Here is a 16,308-nt window from a genome sequence, read left to right on the forward strand (position 1 = left end):
CTGCCTCGGCGCATCTGCGTCAGTTGGGCCAATTCCTCAAGAATCCGCGTCCTTCGCGCCATCAATTCCCTAGCACCCATGCCGTCCTCCAGTGTAGTACTATATACTACACTTCCACGGCGCAAAAAAAAGAGAAAGACCCTTGACCCGGTTTCATGACGTAGGCCCTGTTCGTGTTGCGGATTTGACATCGCCCGAACCTTGTCCCTACAAGGATCGTTCACGTTTCGCGTTTTCCGGGGAGGGAGCCGGTGTCCGACGATCCGCGTCCCGTCAGGCGCATTCTCGCCAGTATCGCCCTGTCGCCGCGCGCCGAGGCCGTGGCCGGCGAGGCGATCGAGCTGGCGCGGCGTTTCGGCGCGGCGCTCTCGTTCGTGCACGTCGGCGCGGATGATGCCGACCGGCGCGAGCGCGTCGCACAGGTGCTCGCGCGCATCGCGGGTGACACACCGCCGCCCTTCGAGATCCGTTCCGGCGATCCCGCCGAGGTGATCTGCGACGCCGGCCGCGACGCGGGCGCGGATCTGATCGTCGCGGGCGCGCTCGAAAAAGAGGGTTTCCTCGAAGGGCTGCGCGGATCGGTGGCGCGGCGCATCGCCCGGCTCGCGCCGTGCAGCGCGCTGCTGATCACCGAACCGAGCCGTGAGGGGTCGCTGTCGGGCCGCGTGGTCGTGGGCATCGGCGACCCCTCGACGGGCTCGGGGGAGTCCGACGACGGCGACGGGCTCGTGCGCTTCGCGGCGGCGTTTGCACAGGCGACGGGCGCGAAATATCTGCATCTGGTGCGCGAGTTCGACCCGCTCGTGTCGCGCGTCGCCGAGTCGTCGGGCGAAACGGCGGTGGACCCCGAGACGCAGCGTCTCTGGGCGACGCAGGCCCGGCTGGAACTCACGGAGTTGCTCGCCGGCGTCGACACGACGGGGCTCGTCACCGAGGCGGCGTGTCTCGAAGGCCGCTACGGCATGGAGATGGTGGAGTACGCGCTGCGCGTTGAAGCCGATTTGACGATCTTTCCGCTGCCGCGCCGTCGCCTCAATTTCTGGGACCGATTTTTTCACCACAGCGCCGAAAACGTGCTCGAGCGCTTGCCCTGCGCCGTGTTGTTCTATCGCGAACCCGAATCCGCGTCGAAAGACGGCACGTCACAAGAGGGCTCGTGATGGCCAGTTTGACGCACGACGAACTCGTTCGATTCTTCTTTGCGCTCGCCGTGCTTCTGGCCACGGCGCGGCTCCTGGGAGAGATCGCCGTTCGCGTGCGTCAACCGACCGTGATGGGCGAGATTCTCGCGGGCATTCTGCTCGGCCCCACCGTGCTGGGTCGCCTTGCGCCGGGCGTGAGTACGTGGCTTTTTCCGAGCACGGGTGGATTTCCCGCGGCATTCGAGGCGTTCACGACGGTCGCCATCGTCCTGTTTCTATTGACCGCCGGGTTCGAGGTGGATCTGTCCACCGTGTGGAGGCAGGGGCGTTCGGCGCTTCGGGTCGGTCTCACCGGCATGTTGATTCCGTTCTCCATCGGATTCGTCCTGGCCCGCGCCGTTCCGCAATTGGTCGGAGCGGAAGGCGACACGAATCCTCTCGTGTTCGCCCTGTTTTTCGGCACGGCGCTCTCGATCACCGCGCTTCCCGTGGTCATCAAGATTCTCATCGACCTCAACATTTTCCGGTCCGATGTCGGGATGATTATCGTGTCTTCGGCGATTCTTCTCGACCTCGTCGGCTGGAATCTGTTCGCGGTCGTGCTCAGCCTGTCGGGCGCGGCCGGCGCGCAGATGAGCGTCGGAACGACGGTGACGCTCACGATTCTGTTTGCGTCGATCATGCTGACGTTCGGGCGCATGGCGTTTCACCGCGTGCTGCCCTGGTTGCAGGCTCATGCCACTTATCCGGGCGGGGTCCTCGGATTCGCGCTGGCCGGCGCGCTCGCCTGCGCCGCATTCACCGAGTGGATCGGCATCCACGCCATCTTCGGCGCGTTCATTTTCGGCATCGCGCTCGGCGATTCGGTCCACCTGCGCGCGCAGACACGCACGATGCTCGAGAATTTCGTCGGATTTATTTTCGCGCCCATCTTTTTCGCCAGTATCGGCCTCAAGGTCGATTTTGTCGCCAGTTTCGATCCCGTGCTCACGCTGGTGGTTCTCGCCGTGGGAACGATCGGCATGGTGGGCGGCGGAACGATCGGCGCGCGCTGGAGCGGTCTGGCGCCGCGCGAGTCGCTCGCCGTCGGCGTCGCGATGAACGCGCGCGGGGCGATGGAGATCATCCTGGGTCTGCTCGCTCTGCGTCACGGTATCATCGGCGAGCATCTGTTCGTCGCCCTCGTCATCATCGCCCTCGTCACCTCGATGACTTCGGGCACGCTCATGCAGTCGATCCTGCGCCTCAAGCGACGGGTGCGTTTCCACGATTATCTGACGTCGAAAACGTTTGCTACTTCGCTCGATTCGTCGGACCGCGAGGAAGCGATCGCGCAGCTCTGTCGCCTCGCGGGACTCGCCGCGAACTTGAATGTCGACGACCTCACGCGACGCGTGCTCGACCGCGAGCAGACGGCGTCGACGGGGTTGCCGGGCGGAATCGCCGTGCCGCACGCACGGGTGCCGGGACTGCGTTCGCCGGTGGTGGCGGTCGGGCGCGCGCAGCCCGGGATTGACTTCGACGCGTCCGACGGCAAACCCGCGACGTTGATCTTTCTGATTGTCACCCCGGAAAACGATCACCAGAGCCAGCTCGAAATCCTCGCCGACATCGCGGCGACCTTCGCGAACGCCGCGCTGGTGGAGCGCATGGCGCGCGCGGCGGGTTACACCGAGTTTCTCGCGGTCATCAAGCGGGAGGTCCCGGGGTAAGGGGTTCAAGTCCCCGTTTCCGCCCTCACCCCCGACCCCTCTCCCGTCCGGCGGGAGAGGGGAGACGAGCGAAGCGAGTCCGGGTGAGGGTCCCTCACTTCCCCAGCAATATTCTCACGCGGTCCAGCGCCTCGATCATTCGCGGCTCGTCCACGGTCAGCGCGATGCGGAACCAACCTTCGCCCGCGCGGCCGAAGGCCGTGCCCGGCGTGAAGACCACGCCCGTCGTCTCCAAAACGCGCGACACGAATGCGGCACTCGTCTCGTCGGTGGGCACGCGGCACCAGACGTAGAACGTCGCGGGGCTCTTGAGAAACTCGATGCCCATTTCGCCGAGGCGCGCCTCGCACACGCGGCGGCGGTGGCCATAGATTTCGTAATTCGCGAGCACGATCGGGTCATCGTGGCGATCGAGCGCGGCGATCCCCGCGATCTGGATGGCGTCGAACGCGCCGGAATCGACGTTCGTCTTCACCTGGCCGAGCCCGCCCACGTAAGCCGCGTCGCCGCACGCCCAGCCGATGCGCCAGCCGGTCATGTTGAACGATTTGGAGAGGCTGTGCATTTCGATGGCGATCTCTCTCGCGCCGTCGATTTCGAAGATCGACATGGGCCGGTAGCCCTCGAACGCGAGTTCCGAATACGCGTTGTCGTACACGAGCAGGATGTCGAACTCGCGGCAGAACGCCACCGCCTCGCGCAGAAACGCCGCGCTCACGACCGCGCCCGTGGGGTTATTCGGGTAGTTGAGGAACATCAGCTTCGCGCGACGCGCCCACTCGGTGGGAATGGCGGCGAGGTCGGGGGTGAAATTGCGCTCCGCGGCCAGCGGCATGTCGTGCACGATGCCGCCGCAAAAAGCGGTCGCGACCGCATAAACGGGGTAACCGGGGTTCGGCACGAGCGCCAGGTCGCCAGGGTTGATGTACGCGAGCGGGATATGCGCGATGCCTTCCTTGCTGCCGATCAGCGCGAGCACCTCGGTCGCCGCGTCGAACGAAGCGCCGAATCGCTTTTTCATGTAACGCGCCGCCGCCTCCCGATAATCGAGTCGCCCGGTGTAGTCGGGGTAGCGGTGCGTGCGCGGGTCGCGCGCGGCCTCGCGCGCCGCTTCGACGATAAACGCGGGCGTCGGCAGGTCGGGATCGCCGATGCCGAGGCTGATGATGTCCTTGCCTTCGGCCTTCGCCTTCGCGCGGGCCTTGTCGATCGCGGCGAAGGGATAGGGCGGCAGGTTGCGGATGCGGTCGGCGAGTTCGATGCGCGGCATGGTTCGTTCCCGTTCGTGAACGCGAATTCGCGTGGTGAATATTCGGCGAGGGCGTTGTTTACCGAAAAGACGCTGCCGTGTCACGAGCCGCGAAAATCCGGTAGTTGGTCAGTTTGCGCGGAGCGATACGATGGCCATTCCGACCGGAGCGAAGCGGAGCGGAGGAATCGCTTTGTTTCGCGAAGTTGAAAGGGATTCCTCGACTCTCCGCCTCGCTTCCGCTTCAGCGGATCGCTCGGAATGACATCGCATGCGTTAAACTGACCCACCACAGAGAATGCGACGCCGCCGTCTCACGACCGGGATGCTCGGGGATTTCCGACACAGGTCGAATCACGGATCGACAAGGCCAATCATAACTGTATAACCGTTTAAACGGTTATACAGTTATGAGTTTGGCACTCGTGTCGTCGCCTCGACACGCCCGTCGGACGGTCGTCATGCTCTCCGCGCGGCGCAGCCGCGAGTCACGACCTAATATGCAATTATGCACTAACCATCGGATAATATTGCACCCCGGTCGGGTGCGAGTAAAAACCATCGATACGGCGCGAATGGTCGCGGCCAGGGAGGAATGTGATGAAGAAGGTCATCGGAATGGTGGTGCTGGCGGCGTTCGTGGCCGCGTCTCTCGCGGTCGGCGCGGGCACGGTCGCGACGGTCTCCACGAGTGGAGACGAGGTGAAGGTCGCGCGGGGATTCTCCGCGTCGCGGATGAAACTCGACCGCTCGCGCTTCGGCAGCGCGATCGACCGCTACAGCAGCCCGTCGCGCGCGGATCGGCGCATGGTCACTTCCGCGCCGCACTTCGACGTGCGGATGCTGAAGGTGGACGGTCAGCAGAAGGACAAGATGAAAGCGCGCGCGTTCAAGAATTCGACGCACTGACCTGACCACCGTCGTCCGAACGAAGGCCGCTCATGACGGGCGGCCTTCATGTTTCATGCGAAGGCGCTCTTCCGACGCGCGTGGAAAAACCAGGCCGCGAGATACAGGGCGAGCGCGACGAGGGTCAGCGCGCGGATGCCGGTGACGAATGAGAGCGTCTCGGCGAGACCGCCCAGAATCGCGCCGAGCAGATTCGATCCCAGGGCACTCGCGACAGACTCGCAGCGATCGAGTTTGGTCGCGATAATGACGCCCGCGAAAAACAGCGGGAACGTATAGAACGCGCCGGCCGCGAAACCGCGCGCGAGCCAGCCGAAGCCGAGCCAGCGCTCCGGCGAAACGGCCCAGGCGACGACCAGTCCGACAGCGAGCATCGCGAAGTACGGCGACAGATTCGCGGGGCGGCGACGAATCACGAAGCCGTTGGCGGCGAGCGCCATCGCCAGCACGCCGGTGATGACGACGGCGTTGACGATCCACGTCGAACCGAACAGCAGCATCATTTTACTGATGAGATGCACTTCCATCAGCAGGAATGCCGCGCCGAGGAAAAAGAACGATCCGTCGATGCGCGCAACCCCGCCCATCGCCGCGCGCACGCCGATCACGGAGAGCGCGGCGAGCACGACGGTGACGATCGCGTGCAGCGTGGGGATGCCACGCGTGCGCAGCCACATGTACGGCCAATCGTCGGTCGTCGGCGTCACGTCCTTCGGCAGGTCGAGCATGCGACCCGCGACGCGCGCGCGCAACGTTTCGTCCGCGGAGAGAATGTCGAAGAACTGCTTCGTCGTTCCGCCGATCAGGACCGCGCCCGTGGTGCCGCGATAAACCGGGTTCACGCTCCGGAAGGCGAGCGGGGGATTCCCGAAGACCTCGGCGAGGCTCGCGGCGATGCGTCCGCCGATCCAGTCGGAGAACCCGATCGACACGACGAGCAACCCGCCGGGCGCGAGATGCGACGCCGCCGCGCGAAAGCTGTCCACGGTGTAGACGTAATTGTCGAGGCTGATGTTCGAGTAGTTCGACGAGAGCGTGTGCGCGTCGAGCAGGCCGAAGAGGATCATGTCGTAAGTTTCCCGCGTGCGCTGGAAATGGGCGCGGGCGTCATCGACCACGACCGTCACGCGAGGGTTGGCGTACGGTCGTTCGGGGTGCAATTCCTTGCCGAGCGCGAAGATGTCGGGGTCGATCTCGACCGCGTCAATGCGCGCCGAGGTGTTGCGAAGCGCTGCGGCCGTGTCATTGCCGGTGCCGGCGCCGACGATGAGAACGCGCCGGGGATTGGGCACGAACCGGTAGGGCAGATTGTAGAAGTCGTACGAGAGCGTCTTTTCGTCGGCGCGAAAAATGGCGGCGTGCCGGCGGATGAACTCCGGCGAGAGATCGAACAGGAACTGATAGAAGGTGTTGTTGACCTCGAGGACGCGGAACGTGAGGTCCTCGTCCTCGTCGGGGATGCGAAAGGTGCGCAGAGACAGCTTCTGGTACGGGCTCCACGACACGCGCGGACGATCGCCGGAGCGCGCGGTCACCCCCTCGGCCGCGTTCATCGTCACGGGTTCGGCGGGGTGCGTCGCCGTCAGGCAGAAGACCGCAACAACGCCCGCGGCGAGGGCGGCGACGGTCTCGCGTCGATCGGGCCATGCGATCGGCACGAGCATCAGCGCGCCGAGTCCGAGCCACGCGGCGGGCGGCAGCGACGCGAACGACACGAGAGAAAACAGCCACACCCCCGCGATGCTGCCGCCGATGTTGAGCGAATAACGCAGCAGGCGTTCGTGGGGATTTTCCATCAGCCGCCCGAGCAAGCGACCGAGCGGCACGAAAAACACGACAATTAGACCGAACAGAATCACGAGCAGCGCGATTCCGGCCGCCACGCGCGTCAGGGCCGGGGCCGAGCGCGCCATGTCCCACATGAAAAAGTCGTCGAACGCGAGATGGCGCATCAGAAATCGGGCGGGCAGATTTTCGTCCGTCACGAACGGCGGGCTTACGAACACCACGAGGGCGACGAACGCGCCGATGGTCGCCGGGAGTCCGCGCGGCCTTGCCGCCGTGGCGAATCCGAGCCCGAGCCCGAGGAACGCGGCGATCAGGGCGAGGTTCTTGAAGTAGGCGAAGACGCGGACCTCGGTGGAGATCCAGCGAATGAGCAGCAGTTCGAGAAACAGCGTGGCCACGCTGCCGAAAAAGAGAAGTGCGCGTTCTCGGCGGGGATTCATGCGCTCGGGCATCTCCATGGAAAAACGGGACGGGCGATGGCCCGTCCCGTGCGATCGTCGGCCGCGATCAGCAGCCCGCGACCTCCCAGCAACCCGCCTCGGCATCCGAGAACGCCGTGCAGTCGCCGTCGGCGTCATCGTCGCCACACGACGCGGCCAAGGCGAGAGATCTGAGCACGTCGATCACGATCTCGAACGCAAACCAGCGGGACTCGATCACCCTTATTACCACCGGCCATCCGCTTTCGCCATGATCCCCGTTCGCAAATCGCCGTCCGCGTTGTGACCGCTTCGCCGTTTTGTTAGTCTCGCCCGTCATGTCTCAACTTGCCCCCATGTCGTTCCTGAGCTCGCCCGCCGTGCGCGCATCGCTCGGCCGTTTCGCACGCACGGCGGTTCTCGTCGCCGCGCCGATCGCGGCGATCGGGTGGTTCGCGGGGCTCGCGGAAATCTCCTCGCGTGGTCTGCTCGACCGCGCCCTGCCGATCGCGGCGCGTTTCGCGCTTGTGCGCTCGCTCGGCCCGGCCCTCGCGACCGGGCTCACAATCGGCGTGTGGGCGGGGCTGCTCAGAATCGCGCTGCACGCGGCGTGCCGCGACGTGAACCGGGAGCGCCGCACGTTCGGGCTGCTCGTGCTGTTCGGCGCGCTCGTCGCATTCATCGCGATGGCCCGGCGGTTTCCCGCGTGGAAAGCGCTCGCTGACAGCGCCGCGTATACCGGCGAGGCGGTGGGCGTCTGGTTCGGAATCGTGCTGCTTGGTGTCGCGAATTTCGTTCAGGCCACGCTCCCTGTTCGCTTGAAAACCATCAGCGTGGTGGGGATGGGCGCGACGCTGGCCGCGTTTCCCATCGCGCTGCTCGAGTCCCGGATCTTTCGTCGGTCCGCGCCCGCAACGCCCTCAATGCCGACCCGGGGAAAACCTGTTCTCGCGTGGGCGGCGTCCGCGTTTATCGGCGCCACCATCGCGACCATCGCCGTCGTGTCGCCCCCGCGAACCAAGAGCGATCTGCCGCCGATCATCCTGATCTCGATCGACACCCTGCGTCGCGACCATATGTCGGTATACGGATACGAACGGCCGACCACGCCCAACCTGGAGGACCTCGCGCGCGACGGCGCGGTCGCGCAGCAGTTCATCGCCGTGTCGCCGTGGACCCTGCCGACGCACGCCACCATGCTCACCGGGCTTTCCCCCGCGCAGCATGGCCTCACGGCTCACAACGCCCGGCTGGCCAAACGCTCACCGCTGGTCGCCGAGATTCTCAAGAACCGGGGATACCGGACCGGCGCGGTCGTGACCTCCACGCTGCTCGCGCCGACCTACGGATTCGCGTCGGGATTCGACAAGTATGAATTCAATGTCTCCCTCGACGCGCAGCTGGCCGCGGACCGCCTCCGACGGTGGCTGATCACCGATCCGAAGACGCCGAACTTCCTGTTTCTGCACGTGTTCGACGTGCACTACCCCTACACCCCGCCGCCGCCGTTCCTGGGCCGTTTTGGGCCGGTCGACGAGTACATGCAGAGCAAGCAGGAAGGGAACTTTTTCGATTTCGCCAAGTGGGTCGAGACGCGGCGGCAGACGCGGATGCCGACCGTGGTGAATCGGTACGACGAGGGGGTGCTCTACGTCGATCACGTGCTCGGTCTGTTTTTCACGGAGCTCAGAAAGTCCAAAATCTACGATCGCGCCTGGATCTTTGTGGTCTCGGATCACGGCGAAGAGTTTTTCGAGCACGGCGGGATGGGGCACTCGGTGACGCTTTACGAAGAACTGGTGCGCGTTCCGTTCATCGTCAAGGCGCCGGGCAATGCGTGCGGCGGTTCGACGATTGCGGCCGGTCAGATCGCGCAGGCCGCGCTGGCGTCGATGCTGCTCGACGCGGCGACGAAGGATGGGGCAGCGCCGGCGTGCGACGAGGCGACCGGCGCGCCGGTCCTCGTAGCCCAGCATTCGACCGCGGCCACGGTCGTTTCCGAAACGCGAACCTTCGGCCCGTTGCGGTTCGGCGCGCGCACGCCCGCCTTCAAGCTATTGTCGCCGGCGCGATATCAAAAGGTTCACATGGAAGCCGAGCACGGCTACCAGCTCTTCGACCTCGCCGGGGACCCGGGCGAGGCGAACGACATCTACGCCAAGGGCGCAGCTCCCGATTTGGAGCAGGCACTCGAATCCGCATTTCGCGCCGCGGCCGAGGTCGCGACGGACGCGAAGACGCAGCGGCTCGACCCGCAGACGATCGAGGTCCTCAAGAGCCTCGGTTACATTCAGTAAAGCGACGGGCTCAATACCCCTCGGGCGGTTGCCACAGTTCGATGCGGTTGCCGTCCGGGTCGAGAATCCACCCGAAGCGCCCCAGCTCGCTGTCCTCGATGCGTTCGTCCACCCACACGCCCTTGGCCCGCAGATCGGCGAGCGCGGCGTCGAGGTCGCGCACGCGGAAGTTGATCATGAACGGCGCGGGGCTGGGTTCGAAGTAGGTGGTGTCCGCGGGAAACGGCGACCACACGGTCGAGGCCATCGATCCGGGTTCTTCCCCGTCGCCGCCCTCGCGCCAGCGAAAGACCACGAATCCGTCGGGGCTCTTGGGCAGTCCCAAATGCTCGACGTACCAATCCCGAATCGCCTCGGGGTTCTTCGACTTGAAGAACACCCCGCCGAATCCCGTCACGTGCGACATGTCGCTCCTCCTTTTGCGGGAACACATATCGAACCCGAAATCGCGCCGCGCGTCCATGGCCGTGCCGTTTGCGCCGTGACGTGAGTTCGCGATTCGCGCCTTATCCTGGTGTTCCCTTCCACGGCTCGCCCGGCAGCAGCGGCATGACCTCGCGCCGGATGTACTCCTCGGCGCTTGCGGTGTCCCACTCGACGCCGGTCGCCAAGAGCGGCGCAATGTCCTTGGCGAACACCGAATCGCCGTACTTCTCGTGCAGGTTCATCTCGAATTCCGCGCGGGATACGTGCGCGCCGTCGTGTTCCAGATACCGCCGGAAACACTCCACGATGCGCGCGGGATCGCCGCTGCCATGCTTGCCGGCAATCCACAAGTCGAACAGGTCCCGGCTCTTCTTGCGTTGGTACAGGGCACGCAGCTTGGTGCCGAGCAACTCGTCGAGCGCATACGTCCTGATGGGTGCCGCGCCGGAGAACCACCGCGATTGCATTTCCAGTGTACGTTCCTCGAAGCCAAAGACGGTGAAGTGTTCGCGGGTGTTGATCTCCACCTTGAGCCTCATGGGTATGGCCGGCGCTCCCTCGCTGGTCATCCGGTAGATCAGGATCACGCGACCCTCGTTGAACGAACGCTTCGGCGAGCCAAGCCAGGGGTCCAGCACCGCGCGCACGGCGGTGAGCGTGTCGCCGATCGATCCGGGTTCCACCTGCACGAGGTCGATGTCTTCCGAGTAGCGAGGCGCGGGTTTGATGTGAAGCTTGTAGAGCGCGGTTCCGCCGCGAAAGGCGAGCGCCTTGGCGATCTCCGGGCGGTCGAACATCTCGATCACGGTGCGGGTGATGACCATATCCTGCTCAACCTGGAGGTCCTGCGTCCACCGCGCTTGCGTCCGCCACTGCGTAATGTCGTCGAACGGGATCATTGTTCCGGCTCCACGGTGTCGTTGACTTGCAGCTTCCAGCGGACGTTACGATCCCCGTCGTCCGAACGACGCTTCGGATTCAGCGGAATGGTCTGGCGAGCGTTCTCGGCAACGTATTCGGCCAAAGGACCGACCAGGTTCTCGGCGCCGACGATCTCCAGGAGATGGCCGAGCCGCTGGGACCACGACACCGGGGACAATGGAGCGAGGTGAGCCAGTTCGTCCGCGTTGATCGCCTCCACGAGTTCCGTCAGGACGGTGGCGACGTGATCCATTCCGCCCGCACGTTCGGCGTACCCCACGAGATCGAACGCGGTGGCCTCGGGGGTGGAAATCCTCACGATCCCTCTCGGTGTGTTTTTCGCGATCGTCGGGATCTCCTGCACGTTGCGCCGGGCGAAAAAACGAACCCGAACATCGCCGCATTCGATGGGTCGGCGGTTGATCGCGACGATGACCTGAAATGTCTGCGGGCGGTGGTGGGCGGCGCCGTGGTACTCGGCGGCGCTGAGGAGACCGACGTAATAGTCGAGGCCGAGATGATTCATGAGTTGTGGCACGAACTGGTCGGCCGGGAGACACCCAATGCGCCGGTACTCCGGCGGCACGATGACGTGGAACCCGTTGAAAGGCATTGCGATGGCCCCCTTGGCGCGGAGCCGCCGAAGGGCGGCTCTTGCGGCCACGATGGATATCCCCAAGGCGTCGCGGACCTCCACGGTGGTGACGTGGTAACGCCCCTGGGAAGCAAGTTCGTCAATGTGTTTGGCGAGGTCCACGAACAGTCTCCCGATAGATCACTCGCAAAAGGTAACGAAAGACGCTTCCTTTTGCAAGTGAAATCGACAGGGATGTATGGAGCGGAGAAGGTGTCCGAGGCATAGCGGGAGTCGATGTTCGATTTCCCGGCGGCGGCGTTTCACGGGGAATTTTCGGGCGTGGCGACGCCCGATCGCCCCGGCGGGCGTGTGGTGTGCTAAAATAACTCGACTTGGGGCGAACCTCCCGACGGGTGACGAGATGAAATGGGTGTCTTCGTGGACGGCGTTCGGCGCGGCGGTGTTTTTCGCGGCGGCTCTGGCGATCGCGGCGTGCGAGAGCGGCGGCAGCGGCGATGATGATGACGACGATTACCAGGGAGACGGTACGCTCGGCGGCGAGATCATGGAAGCCTGCGCCGAGTTCTTCGCCGAATGCTACGACCTCTCAGAGGCGTCGGCCGCCGCGAATTACTGCGATTTCCTCGACCAATATCTCGATCTCGGCCCGTGCTACGACAAAGCGCTGCGCGACTTTCTCGGATGCGTGATCGACGGGTTCGACTGCGATACGCACGACCCCGCCGGGATTACGCCGTGCCAGGACTCGCTGGGAGCCGACCTCGCGGACTGCGGCGGACCGGTCGACGATGACGCCGACGATGACGCATCGGATGACGACGACGATTCGGATGATGACGACGCGGACGATGACGACGACGACAGCGACGACGACTCGGACGACGATGCCGATGACGATGCGGACGACGACAGCTCGGGTTCGGCTCCCGTTCTCTCCGGCGGCGGGTGGGATCCTGATCCCGCGGTCGACGACGGCTCGGGCGACATCGTCAGCACGCTCTCATGGCAGGTTTGCGATGTGGACGACGACCTGTCCGGCGGGCAGATCTTCATCTGGTTCACCGGAACCTCGGAGCCCGCGATCGTGGACGACGTCTTTTGGGACGAATTCGGCGGCGGGGCGCCCAGCGCGCCGAACTGCGGCTCGCCGCTCACCGTGGGCATCACGGTCGATTTCACGTCCATCGTCCCGTGGGGCGACGACAACTGCGTCGACGTCGAAGCCACGGATGGCGAAGGCAACATGAGCAACAAGCTCGTGAATCTTTGCGTCTACGTGCCGTGACGTTATAGGAACGCGAAACCTTCGCCGCGATAGGTCGGCACGCGATCGACCACGCGGCCGCCGCGCACGAGCACGATCTCGTTGAAACGCTCCATCAATTCCCCGGCCTTGGCGTGCCGGAAAATCACCGGCGCGCCGAGCCGCGCCTCCCCCGCCGACGCCGGCCAACGCAAGGGGGTCTGCGTTTCGCCCGCGCCCTCGACGCCGAGCAGCGATAAGCCCCGCGGCAAATGCGGCACCGGCAGACGGTCGCGCCCGGCCTCGCCGCTGGCGACGTAGCCGCCGCCCTGACAGGTGACGATGCCAGGCGCGGGAAAACGAACGATTTGAAGCGCGAAAAACGCGGCGGGTTCGAGCCGGGTTCCGGCGTAGTAGTCGAACAGGTGCGGACAGAAAAATCCGCTGCCCGCCGTGACCTCGGTGACGACGTCCTCGTTGCTGGTCGTCGCGAGGCTTCCCGTGCCGCCGCCGTTGAAGAGCGCGACGTTCACGCCCGCCGCGCGAAGCTCCGACGCGATACGCGCGCGCCGCGAAGCGACATCGGGAATCGACCGGCGCTTGATCCATGCTTTCACCGGGTTCGTCAGCGGCGTGAAGGGGCTCGCCTCGCCCATGCCCGCGACCTGCGCCTCGTAGCCCATCAGTGCGTCGACGATCACGCCGCCCGCCCGCTGGGCCTCGCGCGCGATCGCGATCGCCTCGGCCCCCGTGCGGATGGGGCTGCGCCGAACGCCCAGATGCGTCGCCGTGCCGAACGGTCGATACGACATGTCGATGTCGATCACCGCGCGCAGCGTGACGCCTTCGGCGTGCGAGACATCGCTCATCGCGCGCACATGTTCGGCGCTGTCCACCACCAAGCGCACGGTGCGGCCCGCGCGCGTGAGCGCGGCGAGCGCCACTAGGTCGGCGCGCTGCATTGTGGGATACGCAATCAGCAGATCGTCGAAACCGCGATCGGCGAGAAAGGCGGCCTCGGCGACGGTGAGGCACATGAGGCCGCCGTAGATGTCTTCCAGTCGTTCTCGCAGATGCGAAGCAACCCGAACGCAACGCAGCGATTTGGTCGCGAGGCGAAGCCGCTTGCCGCTCGCCCGCACGGGCGCGGCGATGCGATCGGCGTTGCGCTCGAGCGCGTCGAGATCGACGAGCGCGGCGGGCAGGGCTACGCCTTCGAGGGAGCGAATCCAGTCGGAATATTCGAGCCGGCCGGTTTGAAGCACGCGTTCTCCGTGGAACGACGTCATTCTACGAACGCAAACGGAAAGAGGGAAAGGGAAAGAAAACGGGCCGGCGCGAACCGGCCCGATCCGTTTTTATCGCTCGAAAATTGCGCTACACGCGGAACTGGCCCACGATGCCGCGCAGTTCGTCCGCGAGCGCCGACATGTTGTCCGACACGCGCCGCGTGGTCGCCGCGCCCTGCGCGGTTTCGCGCGCCGCGGTGTCCACGCCCTGGATGTTGCGCGACACCTCGCCCACGCCGGAAGCGGACTCGACCACGGCGCGCACGACTTCGCTTTCGAGGCTCACGGAAAGCTGCTGCACCGACGCCGAGACGCTGGTGCTGCCCGTCGCGGCCTGCTGCACGGAGACGGCGACTTCGCGCGTGGTCGCGGTCTGCTGCTCCACGGCGGCCGCGATCATGCCGGAGATCGTGTTCATCTCGTTCACGAACTCGGTGATGCGCGAGACCGCGTCGACCGAGTCGCGGGTGTGCGTCTGCATGGCGCGGATCTTTTCGTCGATCTCCTGCGTGGCGACGGCCGTCTGCTTCGCGAGTTCCTTGACCTCGTGCGCGACCACGGCGAAACCTTTGCCCGCCTCGCCGGCGCTCGCCGCTTCGATGGTGGCGTTGAGCGCGAGCAGATTCGTTTGATCGGCGATGTCGTTGATGACGTTGACGACCTTGCCGATCTCGAACGACGCGGCCTCGAGCGCCTTCACCAGCTCGCCCGTGCGCGCGGCCTGCGTGTTGGCGTCGGCGGCCACGGTCGCGGCGCGGCTGGTGTTGCGCGAGACTTCCTGCAGCGTTGAGGTCATTTCCTCCATCGCCGCGGCGATGGTGTTCATGCCCGTCGACATCTCCTCGACCGACGAGGCGATCGTCGTCACGTTGCCCGACATGTTCTCCGCGGCGCGGCGCACCATGTTGACGCTGCTCGAAATCTGCTCCGACGCGCTCGCCACCACGCCTGTCTGGCGGCTCATTTCCTCGGCGCCTCCGGCGAGCTGGGCCGACACGCTCGACAGATCCTCGGCGCGGCTCGTGAGCTGCATCGTGCTGTCGGCGACCTTGCGGATCGAAATCTGGAGTTTCTCGACGAACTTGTTGAAATTCGTCGCGAGCGCGCCCACCTCGTCCTTCGTCTTCACGTCCAGGCGGCGCGTCAGGTCGCCCTCGCCGTCGGCGATATCCGCCAGCATGGCGTTGGCCTCGACGATGGGCTTCACCACCGACCGGGCGATGACGAGTGCAAACGCCACGCCGATCACGAAGGCGACGAGCGAGACCGTCACGTTCAGCCACTTCACGCGCTGGTTCGACGCGAGCACGGCCGGACCCAGGGCGTCCTGGCGCTCCATGAAGACCTGTCGCACCTCTTCGATGTGCCCGCTCATGCGGGGCCCGAGTTCCTTCAGCGCGACGTTCACGACGGCGTTGCGCTCGAGGATCGCCTTCTCGCTCGCTTCGCGGGATTTTTCGTAGGCCTCCGCGTTGTCGCGAATTTCGCTCATCAGTTTCCGGGCGTCGCCCGCCGCCGCGAAGCCGTCGATCTTTTTCACGCCGGCCTGAAATTGGGCGATCATCGCGCGCGCTTCGCTTGCGGATTCGGTGTTGTTGTCTTTCAGGAACCGCAGCATGTTCACTCGGCCCTTGAGAAGATCGCGCCGTGCGTTGGCCGCCGTCGTGACCGCCGCGGGGTCCGTCAGCAGGTTTCCGTCGATCAGCCGCGTGATCGCCGCTTCGATTTTCGGGCCGGCCTCGAAGAGCGTCTTGACGTTCGAGTCCGACGTTTCCTGCAACGCCACCGCCTTGCGGAACGCCTCGTCGAACTCTTTCATCTCCCCGACGATTCCGTCCAAGTCGCGTCGCGCGCGGATGACGAGTTCGGATTCGCCGAGCGCATCGAGGTGCTTGCGCGCCGTTTCCGCGGCCTCGATCGCGTCCTTGTACCGTTCGTCGTACTTCGCCACGAGCTTGGCGTCCGACGTCGAGAGGAATTCGACCGCGAATAGTCGGCCCTCCGTCAGATCCTGATTGACTCTGGCGAGAGCGTTGCGGACGATCGCGGTGCCGCGATACTCGGTGAACCCGCTTCCAGCTTTTGTCAGCCCGAAAAAGGCCGTGACGGCGATCAGCGCCAGCAGCGCGATCACGGTCCCGAAACCGAGCGTGATTCTCTTCGCGATGGTCATGTTACCGAGCGTCATGCGTATACCTCCCCTGTGCGGCGCGCCGAACCGCCGCTTTCCAAACCAGGAATTTCCGCGAGAAATGCGGCCCTCGAGAGGTTCCGGACGGAGCCCGGTTCATTCTCGACGTGTGACTGATCGGTGC

13 protein-coding genes are annotated in these 16,308 nt (G+C 65.2%); 5 read left to right on the forward strand and 8 right to left on the reverse strand.

The features are described from left to right. Positions 1-251 precede the first annotated feature (251 nt). Together IT350_06385 and IT350_06390 are read left to right on the forward strand one after the other, a co-directional pair. Complete coding sequence (locus IT350_06385; GenBank protein MCC6157663.1) at positions 252-1,160, forward strand: universal stress protein; 909 nt, start codon at positions 252-254, stop codon at positions 1,158-1,160. Continuing rightward, a complete protein-coding gene (locus IT350_06390) occupies positions 1,160-2,854 on the forward strand; it encodes a cation:proton antiporter (GenBank protein ID MCC6157664.1) in 1,695 nt (564 codons plus the stop codon). Before IT350_06385 ends, IT350_06390 begins: the two co-directional genes overlap by 1 nt. Positions 2,855-2,948: 94 nt before the next feature. On the opposite strand, the gene IT350_06395 is transcribed toward IT350_06390, so the two are convergent. Next, positions 2,949-4,124, reverse strand: coding sequence for an LL-diaminopimelate aminotransferase (locus IT350_06395; GenBank protein ID MCC6157665.1), 1,176 nt, complete (start codon positions 4,122-4,124; stop codon positions 2,949-2,951). A gap of 579 nt (positions 4,125-4,703) precedes the next feature. Here IT350_06395 and IT350_06400 point away from each other — a divergent pair. After that, the gene (locus tag IT350_06400) at positions 4,704-5,012 is read left to right on the forward strand and encodes a hypothetical protein (GenBank protein MCC6157666.1); all 309 of its coding nucleotides are present in this window, start codon (positions 4,704-4,706) and stop codon (positions 5,010-5,012) included. A 53-nt stretch (positions 5,013-5,065) separates the two neighbouring features. Here the strand turns inward: IT350_06400 and IT350_06405 are convergent, their stop codons facing one another. Beyond that, positions 5,066-7,240, reverse strand: coding sequence for a hypothetical protein (locus tag IT350_06405; GenBank protein MCC6157667.1), 2,175 nt, complete (start codon positions 7,238-7,240; stop codon positions 5,066-5,068). A gap of 67 nt (positions 7,241-7,307) precedes the next feature. Beyond that, a complete protein-coding gene (locus IT350_06410; protein ID MCC6157668.1) occupies positions 7,308-7,460 on the reverse strand; it encodes a hypothetical protein in 153 nt (50 codons plus the stop codon). Between the two features lie 115 nt (positions 7,461-7,575). On the opposite strand from IT350_06410, the gene IT350_06415 reads away from it, so the two are divergent. Further along, entirely contained in the window at positions 7,576-9,516 is a 1,941-nt protein-coding gene (locus IT350_06415; GenBank protein MCC6157669.1) for a sulfatase, read from the forward strand. 10 nt (positions 9,517-9,526) lie between these two features. On the opposite strand, the gene IT350_06420 is transcribed toward IT350_06415, so the two are convergent. The 3 genes from IT350_06420 to IT350_06430 all read right to left on the reverse strand — a co-directional run bounded on the left by IT350_06420 (position 9,527) and on the right by IT350_06430 (position 11,620). After that, positions 9,527-9,922 (reverse strand): VOC family protein, encoded by a 396-nt coding sequence (locus IT350_06420; GenBank protein MCC6157670.1) that lies wholly within the window; start codon positions 9,920-9,922, stop codon positions 9,527-9,529. A 100-nt stretch (positions 9,923-10,022) separates the two neighbouring features. Continuing rightward, positions 10,023-10,841, reverse strand: coding sequence for a nucleotidyl transferase AbiEii/AbiGii toxin family protein (locus tag IT350_06425; GenBank protein MCC6157671.1), 819 nt, complete (start codon positions 10,839-10,841; stop codon positions 10,023-10,025). Continuing rightward, on the reverse strand, positions 10,838-11,620 hold the full coding sequence (locus IT350_06430; GenBank protein ID MCC6157672.1) for a type IV toxin-antitoxin system AbiEi family antitoxin: 783 nt from the start codon (positions 11,618-11,620) through the stop codon (positions 10,838-10,840). Before IT350_06430 ends, IT350_06425 begins: the two co-directional genes overlap by 4 nt. A 241-nt stretch (positions 11,621-11,861) precedes the next feature. Here IT350_06430 and IT350_06435 point away from each other — a divergent pair, with 241 nt between their 5' ends. Beyond that, a complete protein-coding gene (locus IT350_06435) occupies positions 11,862-12,746 on the forward strand; it encodes a hypothetical protein (GenBank protein ID MCC6157673.1) in 885 nt (294 codons plus the stop codon). Positions 12,747-12,748: 2 nt separating this feature from the next. Here the strand turns inward: IT350_06435 and IT350_06440 are convergent, their stop codons facing one another. Next, positions 12,749-13,969 carry an alanine racemase gene (locus IT350_06440; GenBank protein MCC6157674.1) on the reverse strand — a complete coding sequence of 407 codons (1,221 nt, stop codon included), beginning with the start codon at positions 13,967-13,969 and terminating at the stop codon, positions 12,749-12,751. 112 nt (positions 13,970-14,081) lie between these two features. Next, positions 14,082-16,181: a methyl-accepting chemotaxis protein gene (locus IT350_06445; protein MCC6157675.1), complete on the reverse strand. Its 2,100-nt coding sequence runs from the start codon at positions 16,179-16,181 to the stop codon at positions 14,082-14,084. Positions 16,182-16,308: the final 127 nt, after the last annotated feature.

Source organism: Deltaproteobacteria bacterium (assembly GCA_020845895.1).
In the GTDB taxonomy this organism is placed as follows: domain Bacteria; phylum Lernaellota; class Lernaellaia; order JACKCT01; family JACKCT01; genus JADLEX01.

Bases quoted from the DNA above. Each gene is read 5' to 3' on its own strand.
- IT350_06405 (MCC6157667.1), bottom strand. From the start codon at position 7,240: ATGAATCCCCGCCGAGAACGCGCACTTCTCTTTTTCGGCAGCGTGGCC.
- IT350_06445 (MCC6157675.1), bottom strand. From the start codon at position 16,181: ATGACGCTCGGTAACATGACCATCGCGAAGAGAATCACGCTCGGTTTC.
- IT350_06395 (MCC6157665.1), bottom strand. From the start codon at position 4,124: ATGCCGCGCATCGAACTCGCCGACCGCATCCGCAACCTGCCGCCCTAT.
- IT350_06425 (MCC6157671.1), bottom strand. From the start codon at position 10,841: ATGATCCCGTTCGACGACATTACGCAGTGGCGGACGCAAGCGCGGTGG.
- IT350_06400 (MCC6157666.1), top strand. From the start codon at position 4,704: ATGAAGAAGGTCATCGGAATGGTGGTGCTGGCGGCGTTCGTGGCCGCG.
- IT350_06390 (MCC6157664.1), top strand. From the start codon at position 1,160: ATGGCCAGTTTGACGCACGACGAACTCGTTCGATTCTTCTTTGCGCTC.
- IT350_06435 (MCC6157673.1), top strand. From the start codon at position 11,862: ATGAAATGGGTGTCTTCGTGGACGGCGTTCGGCGCGGCGGTGTTTTTC.
- IT350_06420 (MCC6157670.1), bottom strand. From the start codon at position 9,922: ATGTCGCACGTGACGGGATTCGGCGGGGTGTTCTTCAAGTCGAAGAAC.
- IT350_06415 (MCC6157669.1), top strand. From the start codon at position 7,576: ATGTCGTTCCTGAGCTCGCCCGCCGTGCGCGCATCGCTCGGCCGTTTC.